The sequence below is a fragment of the Paraburkholderia unamae genome, assembly GCF_003096875.1.
Taxonomy (GTDB): Bacteria; Pseudomonadota; Gammaproteobacteria; order Burkholderiales; family Burkholderiaceae; genus Paraburkholderia; species Paraburkholderia unamae.
Genome location: NZ_QEOB01000021.1, coordinates 149,442 through 159,561, shown reverse-complemented (window position 1 = coordinate 159,561; position 10,120 = coordinate 149,442). Strand labels below are relative to the sequence as shown.

The following is a 10,120-nucleotide window of genomic DNA, read 5'->3' as shown; positions in this document are numbered from 1 at the left end:
TCGCCACCAGCCTGGTTGAGCTGGTTTGCCCAGTAAATCAGGCCAGCCGGGTCAGCCGGACGGCCATAGTAGGCGATGTAAGCCTGTTGTACCTGCGAGTAGTAATCTGCCGCTGCCATTAAGAGCTCCAATTGGTCTTCTGATTAACAACACATGTGTGCGCCCGCATATTCGTGGCATGGCCAGAAGATCGGCCACGCACAGGCCCCCGACTATCGAACGCCGTGGCATTGTCAGATGGACGCGATGAGGTAGGGTGTGATGGTGCGCACAAAGCCTCACATTTCCAGCGCGCAGTGGACGCAACGTTGGCCGACCGGCTTAAAGCGCGGAAATTTACGAGGCACGACAACCGAATTCGCGAGAATACAGATGTGTCGTGGCGACAATTCACGTGCGAATCATGTGAGACTGCACGGGCATAGGGAGAATCACCGCCCTCTGGGAGGGGCGGGAGGCGTAATGCGCCACGCGGCAAGTTCGGACCGCTTCCTATTTGGCGTGGTGTGGGCCACCAACTCAACGACAATGAAGAATTGGTGGCTTTATTGCTCTTTTACTACATGGCTGCCCAGACCTTTGGGCAACTCATTCTATCTCCCATAAAGTCAACAACTTGTGACTTCAATCACAACTCGCAACTCATTTTCCTTCGAGCTGATCGGTTGCCTCGCGTTTTACAGCGTACGGCCGGGAGGTTTTCGTTCAACGCTAATTGCTTTGCCTGCGGAGTCATACAGGAAGGCTCGCCACCGCCTTTACCCCCAAAGGGCTTACGACTAATTCCATGCTGTGGTCGTCCAGATCGAGGCCGCCCGGCCACGCCGCAGTGTCAAAGACGCGATAGCCCTGCTCAAGCAAATGCAGCATCTCACCGGGCCGGTGAATCCGGCGCGGATCGAGGCGCGAATACCCGAACCACGCATCCCTCCCGTTCGCAACGATCACCAGCCGCGCCAGATCGGCACAGGAGCGTTGGTACTATGCGAGATTCGCGCGCTTGGGCGGCTCGAAGGCGTGGAGCGCGCCGATCTGTGCCGCCGACAGGAACAGCGGCGCGTACCTCGGACGCGAGCCGCCCAGCGAATGCCCTTTGACGTTGAACACCGTGCCGCACGGCACGCGCACCGTTGCCCACGGCGCAAGCTTGATCCCGGTCGCGGCGCCCGAGTCGAGCGGGAGCAACGAAACGAGGCCGATGGCCTGCGGAATGACCGCATCGACCAGGCTCTTGGCGTTGGTGGCGTCGAGTTGCGCGACGGCCGCGCACAACTTGCCGTTGTCGCCGCAAAGGCCAACGAGGCAAAGATGTTCCGCTTCAACTGCACCTTGCACGCCCTTGCTCAAAGCCGAGGACTGCAAATTCGATGCAATTGTGACCACCGTCACAAGAAGACGCGAACCGTCCTGTAGAATCCGGCTCCTTCTGATCCCCGATAGCTCAGTCGGTAGAGCGCCGGACTGTTAATCCGTAGGTCCCTGGTTCGAGCCCAGGTCGGGGAGCCAGACATGCGGGAGTAGCTCAGTTGGTAGAGCGCAACCTTGCCAAGGTTGAGGTCGCGAGTTCGAGCCTCGTCTCCCGCTCCAGTCAGTATCCGCCCATGTGGCTCAGTGGTAGAGCACTCCCTTGGTAAGGGAGAGGTCGGCAGTTCGATCCTGCCCATGGGCACCACTCTCTTGCTGCCTCAGCATCCCGCTCAAGCCAGCCTTGACGCCCATCTGGCTTTGCCGAACTCAAAGGCAGCCGCCCCACACTTCTCTATCAACGCCCGGCATAAATATCGGCCCGCTTGCCGCAGAGGGTTCTGACCGACTGCGTGATGACGCTGTGAGCCGAGCTTATTTTGACGTGCAGATACGCACAGCGAATTAGCGTCCCAATCTCATCGAGCCGCTCGCCAGGCGCCATCGGTCCGTTCTTATTTTGCAGCTTGCGCATGCATCCTCGGATGGCGGTCGTGTGGCGCTACGCGATTCAAAGCGCGCAAGACGTGACGCCCGTCACAAATCGAAAAATAGCCGAAACGGATGCTAAAGATTAAAGGAGGCGCGCCGCTACCCTACCTGAATCGCCCGCTCGTCCCAACTTTCTGATCGCGCCGCTCCTCAACGTTGAGTAGAAGCGCGACGCTGGTTTCGCGTGCAATGGCCGGTCAAATAGCAAAATAACTCGGGGAGAAGAATGAGCGCCTATAACACACTGAATGCCGACGGAAGCGTTGCCTCGATTGAATATGCGATGGACGGCGTCTCGGTTTTCTCCAATAAGGCGCCAGCCGCCGATGTCCAGACGCTCGAATACTTCTTTGCGACCGAGGTCATCAACAACACGAATTTCCCGTACAGCTCGGCCGCGTCGGTCGCCGACCTGGTGTTCGCCGTGCGCGACGGACTGGTGACCGAAGCGCAAGTTCTGGCTTGGTCCGCCAGCAATAACATTCAGGTGAGCTATCCTGGCTCCACGGTGGTGGGTGCGACGCCGGCGAAGCTGACCGAATCGATGCTTACCGCACTGAGCGATCCGCAGTTCACGTCGAACGGAGGCCTCCCGACACTGAGCCAGGCGGCCGCCGATGTTGCCGCCAATCCGGAAGCGACAGCCACTACGGCAGCGGCCATCGAGTCCGCAAACAGTGCTGGCTACGCCCTGGATTTCACAATCGGGACACTCCTCCCAGGCGGACAGGTTGTCGTGGCCGGGCCAACCGCGCAGATCAATGGCGTCGGCTCCGTCGCCCAGTTGGCGGAGTCAGGTGCGCAAGCAGAACTCAGCGCGATGGCCAGCGCCCTTCCGGCGTCCGGACCCGCGTCGATTAGCGGCGTCTCGTCGGCGACCGAAGCGATCCAGGCGGCCTACATCGCGTTCTATGGGCGCCCGGCGGACTCGGGCGGACTCGCGTACTGGGCCGGCGAACTGCAAGCCGCCGGGGGCAATCTGGATGCGGTCGTCAGTGCCTTCGGCAATTCGACGGAGTCGCACGCGCTGTACGGCGGGCAGTCTGTCGAGCAGATGCTCACCGCCATCTACCAGCAAGAATTCAACCGTGCACCTGACGCCGCCGGAGAAGCGTACTGGGCGACTCAAATCAGGAATGGCGCCATTTCCGCAGCCGGGGCGGCCCTGGCCATCCTGAACGGTGCGACGGGAAGCGACCAGGCGGTAATCAACGACAAGCTGGTCGTCGCCACTGCATTCACCAGTGCCCTCGCGCAGGAAAGTTTCGCCGCCGGACTGTACGGCGGCGACACCGCAGCCGCAAACGCCCGCCTGTATCTGTCGTCGGTCGATGGCAACACCGCACATGCTGTGCTGATGGCAGGCATCGCCCAGCAAGTGGCGCAAGGCATCCAGACCGAGGCAACGGTGGCAAACGCCATCACCGGCGTCGGGATTACGCTGATGGGTCAGCCAACGCAGACTGTCGTTGAGACGCATACCGTTACCGCCTAGGCGCAGGTCGAACGACCTGCACGCCGGCAACACGTCAGCAACGCCTCGAGCGCAGCCACATTTCCTTGCGGAATCCACCAATTTGCCGTCGCTGCCGCGGGCATAATACGCTTTTAGCGTCTGGTTGAGCGTTCAATGAAGATTTGCCTGAACATGATCGTCAAGAACGAAGCACCGGTCATCCGGCGGTGCCTCGATAGTCTCAAGCGGTGGGTCGACTATTGGGTCATCGTGGACACCGGCTCGAGCGACGGCACGCAGGCGCTTATCCGCGAATGCATGGCGGACGTTCCCGGCGAATTGCACGAGCGACCGTGGCGTGATTTCGCACACAATCGCAATGAGGCCATGGCGCTTGCAAAGCCGCATGGCGACTATCTTCTTTTCATCGACGCGGACGAAGTGCTGGAGCTGCCGCACGGTTACTCATGGCCAGCCCTGAGTGCCGATGGCTACCGATTCCGTTGCAGGCTCGGCGAGTGGAGCTACCAGCGTAACGCCCTTGTTGCTTCGAAACAGCCGTGGCATTGGGCAGGAGTCCTGCATGAATATCTGACCCAGAACCGCGACCATGCGTGGGTCGATCTGCCGGATGCCACAATCATGGTTTCCCGGGACGGCGCACGCGCGCGCGACGCGCGTACCTACGAGCGTGATATTGAGGTTCTGGAGCGAGCAATCCGCGACGAGCCGGAAAACGCACGTTATCGTTTCTATCTTGCCCAGAGCTATCGCGACGCCGGCCGAATCGCGGACAGCATTCGTACGTACCGCGAACGACACGCAATGGGGGGATGGGACGAAGAGTGCTGGTACAGCCTCTACCAGATCGGCGCGCTGACAGCAGCACTGGGCGCACCGCGAAGCGAAGTGGTCGAAGCCTATTTGAGCGCCTTCGAGGCGCGCCCGACGCGTGCCGAGCCTTTGCATGACCTTGCGCGATATCACCGCTTGCGCGGCGAATTTGCCCTGGCCCATCTGTTCGCCGCCCGAGCGGTATCGATGACGCGCCCCAATGACGCCCTCTTCGTCGACGACTCGATTTACCGTTGGCGATCTCTGGACGAATTGTCCGTGAGCGCGTGGTACGCCGGAGCCGTCGAGGAAGGCCGGGCAGCATTGAAGCGACTCCTCGCGGAGCGGCTTTACCCATCCGGGGAAGCTTCGCGCATGGAATCGAACAGAGCCTACTTTGGGTTGTAGGCCGCTGTTCCTCACAGGCACCGGGGTGTCAACTCGCGGACGGGAAGACGCCGGAAACGCAAATCATATAAGTCAGCCCATTCGGCGTCACGCCCGAAAGATTTGGCAGAGCGAATGTCGTCACGCCATCTCCGCCATAGGTCGTGCCAAGTAGCGCAAACAATGCAGTGTAGCCGGTGATCGGAAGCAACTGCCCGTTAGCCGGCAACCCAGGACTGTAATGTGCCGCCGTCAGCCATACCGTTCCGAGCGTACATTCCGTGCCCGTTGTCGACGTAGAAGCGCCGCCGGGACTTCCAAGGCCGGAGACCGTGCCGGTAGCGCCCGTTGCTCCTGCGGGCCCCGCTGCACCTTGCGGACCTGTGGCTCCCGTCGCTCCAGTCGCTCCCGTAGCTCCTATAGCCCCGGTGGCTCCTGTGGCTCCGCCGACGCCCTGAATCCCCTGAATTCCCTGCGGCCCTGTTGCTCCACTCGCTCCACTCGCTCCGGTCGCCCCGGTCGCTCCGGCTACACCGATCGGACCCGTTGCCCCCGTCGCTCCTGCTGCACCCGTCGCCCCGGTCGCCCCTGTCGCCCCCGCCGCACCGGCCACACCTGCTGCGCCCGTCGCTCCAGCGGGCCCGGTGGCCCCTTGTGCGCCCGACCCACCGGCATCGCCGGACGCGCCTTGCGCGCCCGTCGCCCCCTGGGGCCCAGTGGCGCCCGTTGCGCCCGCGACTCCCGTGGCACCCGCCGTCCCTTGAGCCCCGGTCGCACCCGTCGTCCCCTGCGATCCGGTAGCGCCCGTTGCCCCTGTGGCACCCGCCGCGCCCTGTGGCCCCGTCGCGCCTGTGGCCCCGGTTGCCCCAGTGCCACCAGCCGCTCCGGTCGCCCCCGTAGCCCCCGTCGAGCCGGCCGGCCCCGTTGCACCCGTCGCCCCGACGTTGCCCATGATGAGCTGTTGCGTCAGTGCACCAAGATTCGTCGAATTGTCGGAAAGTTGTGTGTGCAACAATTCCAGTGCATCGTCGTACGCATTCCCCGATGTCGGCTGGAACGACTGATTCATCAGATTCAGCGAACTGGTGTCGATACCGAGACTCGCGAGCAGTTGTCGCGTATTGGACAACGCCGTCGGCAATTGCGAGCTTGCGGCACTGGCCGTGGCCGCCGAAAACGAATTGAAGAAGCTTTCCGTGTCCGTGCTGCCGGCCAGCGCCGCAGTCACGAGTTCGGTGAAAGGCGTAATGTCCGTCGTACCAGGCCCGGAGACAAAGGAATGCAAAACCTGCCCCGTGGAGGTCTGGACCCTCAAAACACACGGCAAGACAAGACCCGAGGTGCTGACCGACCACGCGCCGCTGGCCGACGTCGTCGTCGACGTGTCGCCCGATACGCATTTCAACGAGACCTCGGCATTCGCAACGGGAGCGCCGGTTGCGGCTACACCGTTGATGGTTGCGGGCGCAATACTGCCCGACCCGCCGCCGGAACCGCCGCCACATCCGGCAAACAACGACGTCACGGCAATTGGAATCAAAACGGCTGAGATTTTCTTTTTCATTTTCTTTTCCACAGTGGCATTAACAAAGCACGTCGGTCACCGGGATCGCTTTGCACGCAGCAAGCCTCCGGACCGACATGGCGCGCATGCTGGTTCGTTCTTTTTTTCTCTGGAAACTCAAGCCATATCGCCGTGAACTAGCGAATATTGCGAGGCAGACGCCCACCGGAAAATCGCTGAGTTTGTCTGGATGTAGGCGAATCGGGAGGCGCGGCGATCGCGATTATCAATCGATTGATACGACTAATGCTGTGACGAGCATCACAACTGCCGTTTTGCAGAGTGGTATGAAATCGACGCGCATGCACGCCGTGCGTTTCAGAATGCGACGGCGCGAAAATGTGCAGACATGGACGCCTTCACAAGCATGCCGTGTCAACGATCCGCTCAACGGGCAACGCCCACCCATCACGCCCTCAATCACCCGCCTCGAAACGCAACCGATTGCAGGTAAAATCCGCCACGGAATTCAGGGGCGCGGGTTGCGCTCCCTGTTTGGCCCACGTTCAGCAGCCTCGCGCGCCTGACCTCGCCCGAGTACCCACGGCACATGGCGACGTTCGGGACCACTCCGAACCGCGCAGCGCGCTGCTGACGGCCCTGAAAGATCACATCCAGAAACACCGGGAACGCGCTTGAGCTTCGAGGAATACTACAGTCGGCTGCAATTGCCGGTCACGGCATCGCCGGCAGAGATCAAGCGCGCCTACCGGCGTCTGCGGGCGCAGTATCACCCCGATCGCAACAAAGGCCGCGAGGCGGCGGTCGAACCGGTATTCAAGCGCATTCAGGAAGCGTTCGAGATTCTGACCGGCAGGCGCCAGGCGCCGGTGGCCAAGGCGGCCGCACCATCGAACAGCAGCCGCACGCGCGAAGCCCCACCGCGCGAGCGCCATGCCGGGCCGCCCATGCGCGGCGCAAACTGTCTGGTCGAGCTTTTCGTGCCGCTCGAAGTGGCGATCGAAGGCGGCGGCGTCGAAGCGCACTACCCCGTGAAAGGCCCCTGCGACGCCTGCCGGCAGACCGTCGGCAACGTCCATTGCGAGAAGTGTCTCGGCACCGGCTTGCGGAGCTGGCGCAAGTCCGAAATCGTCGCGATTCCGCGCGGTGCGTGGGACGGTCAGCGTCTCGTCGTCGAAGGCGGCGGTCACCCCGGCGTCAACGGCGGGCCGTCTGGTGACGCCATTTTCTCGGTCTCCATCGTCTGCGGCTCGGCCTTCACCCGCAACGGGCTCGATCTCGCCTGTGACATTCAGCTCGACTTCGTGACGGCCATGCTCGGCGGCACCGTTGAAGCGAAGATTCTGGGCCGCACGCAGGAGGTGAAGATTCCGCCGAACGCGAATGCGGGCACGCCCATCCGCCTGCCCGGGCTAGGGTTATCGGAGCGCAACGGCGCACGGGGGAATCTCACATTGAACCTGGTGCTCACAATGCCGGGCGCCGCCTCGCATCTGACCGACACCGAACGCCAGCGGCTGCGCGACATATTCGCCGACGCGGAGCGTCGAGCAGCGCAAACGGCGCAAAAGCCACAAGCGCCGCTTGCAGGCTCGCGCGTCAAACGCTAATTCATTACGCGCCCTGCGAATCGATCCACGCGCGCGCAGCCTCGAAACCCGCTTCGGCGGCCGCGTGCTCGGTGGACCACAGGCGCGTGATATGCACGAGTTGCCAGTCCGCCACAACGGCATCGGCCTTCAACACGCGAAAGTGCGCTTTCACACCCGTGAGCACCTGGTCGACCGCGACTTCGATGTCGTAGTCCTTATAGCGCTCCTGGTAGTCGCCCATGTCGATGCCTTTCGGCTCCATGATCGCCTCCGCGATGTGACTGTTGACGGTTCATCCTAGCACTTCCGCCATGCACGACGCGCGCGCCGCGTGCGTCAGAGACGCGCGATCGACACCTCCGTCGACTTCACCAGCGCAACCACTTCCGAGCCCACCTTGAGTTCGAGTTCGTCGATCGAGCGGGTGGTGATGACCGAGGTGACGATGCCGAACGTCGTGTCGACGTCGACCTCCGATACCACGGGCCCGCGAATGATCTCCTTGATCTTGCCGCGAAACTGGTTGCGAACGTTGATGGCGGTAATGCTCATTGCTTCGGCTCCGTGATATCGAATGAAAACGAGAGGATGACTGATGAAAGATTCAGGCCGTCACATCCAGCGGTGCTTCGTCGGCCGGATGTGCGCCGTTGCCAAGCACGCGTTGCAGCACGCGCTCCTCGAGCGCGGCAAAGCGTGCGTCGACGCGCGCACGCGGACGCTCGAGCGGCACCGTCTGATCGAGCGCGATACGCCCCGCCTCGACAAGCAGAATGCGGTCCCCGAGCGCGACGGCTTCATGCACGTCGTGCGTGACGAGCAGCGCCGTGAAGCGATGTTCGCGCCACAGCCGCTCGATCAGCGCGTGCATCTCGATGCGCGTGAGCGCGTCGAGCGCGCCAAGCGGTTCGTCGAGCAACAGCAGGCTCGGCCGGTGCACGAGCGCACGGGCCAGCGCCACGCGCTGGCGCTGGCCGCCCGAGAGGCGCGCGGGCCATTCGTCGGCGCGCGCAAGCAGGCCCACTTCGTTCAGCACCGCGCGCGCGTCCTCGCGCGCGCCGCGTCCCAGGCCGAGCATCACGTTCTGCAACACGGTTTTCCAGGGCAAGAGCCGCGCGTCCTGAAACATGATGCGCGTGTCGAGCGTGGCACCGCCCACTCCGCGCCGTTCCACGACGCCATCGTCGGCCGTTTCGAGCCCCGCGATCAAACGCAGCAGCGTAGACTTGCCGCAACCGCTGCGCCCGACGATCGAAACGAAGCTGCCGCGCTCGATCGCGAGATCGAAGCCGCTCAGCACTGCACGTTCGCCGTAGCGCTTGCTCACGCCGCGCAACGCCACCGAAGCGTCGCCCGCGTTCGGGTCCGTGCGCAGGGCCACGCCCTCTTGCGCGCCGCGAGCGTGGTCGTTGCGCTCGTTGCGTTCATTGCGATCGTTCGGGCGCGCCCGTTCGAAGCCGCCGTATCCCGGCGCCAGTTGACTCGCGCTCATGCGTCGCCCTCCTCTTGATATGCGGGGTGCCAGCGCAATGCCACGCGCTCCAGCCATTTCGCGAGCCAGTCGGCGAGCTTGCCGAGCGCCGCATAGAGCAGGATGCCGACCACCACCACATCGGTTTGCAGGAATTCGCGTGCGTTCATCGTCATGTAGCCGATGCCCGACTGCGCGGAGATCGTTTCGGCGACGATCAGCGTCACCCACATCAGGCCGAGCGCGAAGCGCACGCCAACGAGAATCGACGGCAACGCCCCCGGCAAAATCACTTCGCGGTAGAGCGCGAAGCCCTTGAGTCCATAGCTGCGCGCCATCTCGACGAGATTGGCGTCCACCGAGCGGATGCCGTGAAAGGTATTCACGTACACGGGGAAGAACACGCCCAGCGCCACGAGAAACACCTTCGCTTCCTCGCCGATACCGAACCAGAGGATCACGAGCGGAATCATCGCGAGCGCGGGAATGTTGCGCACCATCTGCACGGTCGAATCGAGCGCGGTTTCAATGGACTTGAAGAGTCCGGTGGCAAGTCCGAGCACGAGGCCGATGCCCCCGCCGATCGCGAAGCCCGAGAGCGCGCGCCAGGTGCTCACGCGCACGTCCTGCCACATTTCGCCCGACTCGATCAGCGACCACGCCGCGCGCACCACGGCGAGCGGTTCGGGCAGCACGCGCGTGGAAAGCGCGCCGACCTTCGCCGCGACCTCCCAGACGAGAATGATGGCGAGCGGAACGAGCCAGGGCGCGAGGCGCTTCCACCCCGCGCGCGCCCATGCCCGCGCCGCACGCGGTGCATCACCGGCGCGGGCTGTGCGGCGCGCGGGCGCGGCCGTCACGGCGGATTGTGTCATCGTTGCATCCTCCACGATTCATGC

13 protein-coding genes and 3 tRNA genes are annotated in these 10,120 nt (G+C 63.2%); 8 read left to right on the top strand and 8 right to left on the bottom strand.

Annotation, left to right across the window (positions count from 1 at the left end; all coding sequences use genetic code 11):
- Positions 1–732: 732 nt before the first annotated feature.
- Both C7402_RS35070 and C7402_RS35065 read right to left on the bottom strand, forming a co-directional pair.
- Positions 733–948 carry a hypothetical protein gene (locus C7402_RS35070; protein WP_116613821.1) on the bottom strand — a complete coding sequence of 72 codons (216 nt, stop codon included), beginning with the start codon at positions 946–948 and terminating at the stop codon, positions 733–735.
- Between the two features lie 33 nt (positions 949–981).
- On the bottom strand, positions 982–1,335 hold the full coding sequence (locus C7402_RS35065) for a hypothetical protein (RefSeq protein WP_133254613.1): 354 nt from the start codon (positions 1,333–1,335) through the stop codon (positions 982–984).
- A 95-nt stretch (positions 1,336–1,430) separates the two neighbouring features.
- Here C7402_RS35065 and C7402_RS35060 point away from each other — a divergent pair.
- The 3 genes from C7402_RS35060 (at position 1,431) to C7402_RS35050 (ending at position 1,672) form a co-directional block, all read left to right on the top strand.
- A tRNA-Asn gene (locus C7402_RS35060) sits at positions 1,431–1,506 on the top strand.
- A 5-nt stretch (positions 1,507–1,511) separates the two neighbouring features.
- Positions 1,512–1,587 (top strand) — tRNA-Gly (locus C7402_RS35055).
- Positions 1,588–1,597: 10 nt separating this feature from the next.
- A tRNA-Thr gene (locus C7402_RS35050) sits at positions 1,598–1,672 on the top strand.
- A 90-nt stretch (positions 1,673–1,762) separates the two neighbouring features.
- Here C7402_RS35050 and C7402_RS47205 read toward each other — a convergent pair.
- Entirely contained in the window at positions 1,763–1,939 is a 177-nt protein-coding gene (locus C7402_RS47205; RefSeq protein ID WP_165842065.1) for a hypothetical protein, read from the bottom strand.
- A 243-nt stretch (positions 1,940–2,182) separates the two neighbouring features.
- Between C7402_RS47205 and C7402_RS35045 the strand changes: the two genes are divergently transcribed.
- Together C7402_RS35045 and C7402_RS35040 are read left to right on the top strand one after the other, a co-directional pair.
- Positions 2,183–3,451, top strand: coding sequence for a DUF4214 domain-containing protein (locus tag C7402_RS35045; RefSeq protein WP_116613819.1), 1,269 nt, complete (start codon positions 2,183–2,185; stop codon positions 3,449–3,451).
- A gap of 135 nt (positions 3,452–3,586) precedes the next feature.
- Positions 3,587–4,654, top strand: a complete 1,068-nt coding sequence (locus tag C7402_RS35040) for a tetratricopeptide repeat-containing glycosyltransferase (RefSeq protein WP_112174669.1) — start codon at positions 3,587–3,589, stop codon at positions 4,652–4,654.
- Between the two features lie 28 nt (positions 4,655–4,682).
- Here C7402_RS35040 and C7402_RS47850 read toward each other — a convergent pair whose 3' ends face one another.
- Positions 4,683–5,585: a tail fiber protein gene (locus C7402_RS47850; RefSeq protein ID WP_244315007.1), complete on the bottom strand. Its 903-nt coding sequence runs from the start codon at positions 5,583–5,585 to the stop codon at positions 4,683–4,685.
- A gap of 169 nt (positions 5,586–5,754) precedes the next feature.
- On the opposite strand from C7402_RS47850, the gene C7402_RS47195 reads away from it, so the two are divergent.
- The 3 genes from C7402_RS47195 (at position 5,755) to C7402_RS35030 (ending at position 7,768) form a co-directional block, all read left to right on the top strand.
- On the top strand, positions 5,755–6,333 hold the full coding sequence (locus C7402_RS47195) for a hypothetical protein (protein ID WP_165842063.1): 579 nt from the start codon (positions 5,755–5,757) through the stop codon (positions 6,331–6,333).
- The gene (locus C7402_RS47500) at positions 6,275–6,724 is read left to right on the top strand and encodes a hypothetical protein (protein ID WP_133254612.1); all 450 of its coding nucleotides are present in this window, start codon (positions 6,275–6,277) and stop codon (positions 6,722–6,724) included. The genes C7402_RS47195 and C7402_RS47500 overlap by 59 nt, the downstream gene beginning before the upstream one ends.
- Before the next feature lie 108 nt (positions 6,725–6,832).
- Entirely contained in the window at positions 6,833–7,768 is a 936-nt protein-coding gene (locus C7402_RS35030) for a DnaJ C-terminal domain-containing protein (RefSeq protein ID WP_116613818.1), read from the top strand.
- A 4-nt stretch (positions 7,769–7,772) separates the two neighbouring features.
- Here the strand turns inward: C7402_RS35030 and C7402_RS35025 are convergent, their stop codons facing one another.
- The 4 genes from C7402_RS35025 to ssuC all read right to left on the bottom strand — a co-directional run bounded on the left by C7402_RS35025 (position 7,773) and on the right by ssuC (position 10,096).
- The gene (locus tag C7402_RS35025; RefSeq protein WP_112174672.1) at positions 7,773–8,012 is read right to left on the bottom strand and encodes a DUF6566 family protein; all 240 of its coding nucleotides are present in this window, start codon (positions 8,010–8,012) and stop codon (positions 7,773–7,775) included.
- A 74-nt stretch (positions 8,013–8,086) separates the two neighbouring features.
- On the bottom strand, positions 8,087–8,302 hold the full coding sequence (locus C7402_RS35020; protein WP_091996411.1) for a TOBE domain-containing protein: 216 nt from the start codon (positions 8,300–8,302) through the stop codon (positions 8,087–8,089).
- 52 nt (positions 8,303–8,354) lie between these two features.
- Positions 8,355–9,242: an ATP-binding cassette domain-containing protein gene (locus C7402_RS35015; protein ID WP_116613817.1), complete on the bottom strand. Its 888-nt coding sequence runs from the start codon at positions 9,240–9,242 to the stop codon at positions 8,355–8,357.
- Complete coding sequence (gene ssuC, locus C7402_RS35010) at positions 9,239–10,096, bottom strand: aliphatic sulfonate ABC transporter permease SsuC (protein WP_116613816.1); 858 nt, start codon at positions 10,094–10,096, stop codon at positions 9,239–9,241. The genes C7402_RS35015 and ssuC overlap by 4 nt, the downstream gene beginning before the upstream one ends.
- Positions 10,097–10,120 lie beyond the last annotated feature (24 nt).

What these genes read in the sequence shown, in the direction of transcription:
- C7402_RS47205 (WP_165842065.1), bottom strand. Translation starts at nt 1,939, where the DNA reads ATGCGCAAGCTGCAAAATAAGAACGGACCGATGGCGCCTGGCGAGCGG.
- C7402_RS35045 (WP_116613819.1), top strand. Translation starts at nt 2,183, where the DNA reads ATGAGCGCCTATAACACACTGAATGCCGACGGAAGCGTTGCCTCGATT.
- C7402_RS35040 (WP_112174669.1), top strand. Translation starts at nt 3,587, where the DNA reads ATGAAGATTTGCCTGAACATGATCGTCAAGAACGAAGCACCGGTCATC.
- C7402_RS47850 (WP_244315007.1), bottom strand. Translation starts at nt 5,585, where the DNA reads ATGGGCAACGTCGGGGCGACGGGTGCAACGGGGCCGGCCGGCTCGACG.
- C7402_RS47500 (WP_133254612.1), top strand. Translation starts at nt 6,275, where the DNA reads ATGGCGCGCATGCTGGTTCGTTCTTTTTTTCTCTGGAAACTCAAGCCA.
- C7402_RS35025 (WP_112174672.1), bottom strand. Translation starts at nt 8,012, where the DNA reads ATGGAGCCGAAAGGCATCGACATGGGCGACTACCAGGAGCGCTATAAG.
- C7402_RS35020 (WP_091996411.1), bottom strand. Translation starts at nt 8,302, where the DNA reads ATGAGCATTACCGCCATCAACGTTCGCAACCAGTTTCGCGGCAAGATC.
- C7402_RS35015 (WP_116613817.1), bottom strand. Translation starts at nt 9,242, where the DNA reads ATGAGCGCGAGTCAACTGGCGCCGGGATACGGCGGCTTCGAACGGGCG.
- ssuC (WP_116613816.1), bottom strand. Translation starts at nt 10,096, where the DNA reads ATGACACAATCCGCCGTGACGGCCGCGCCCGCGCGCCGCACAGCCCGC.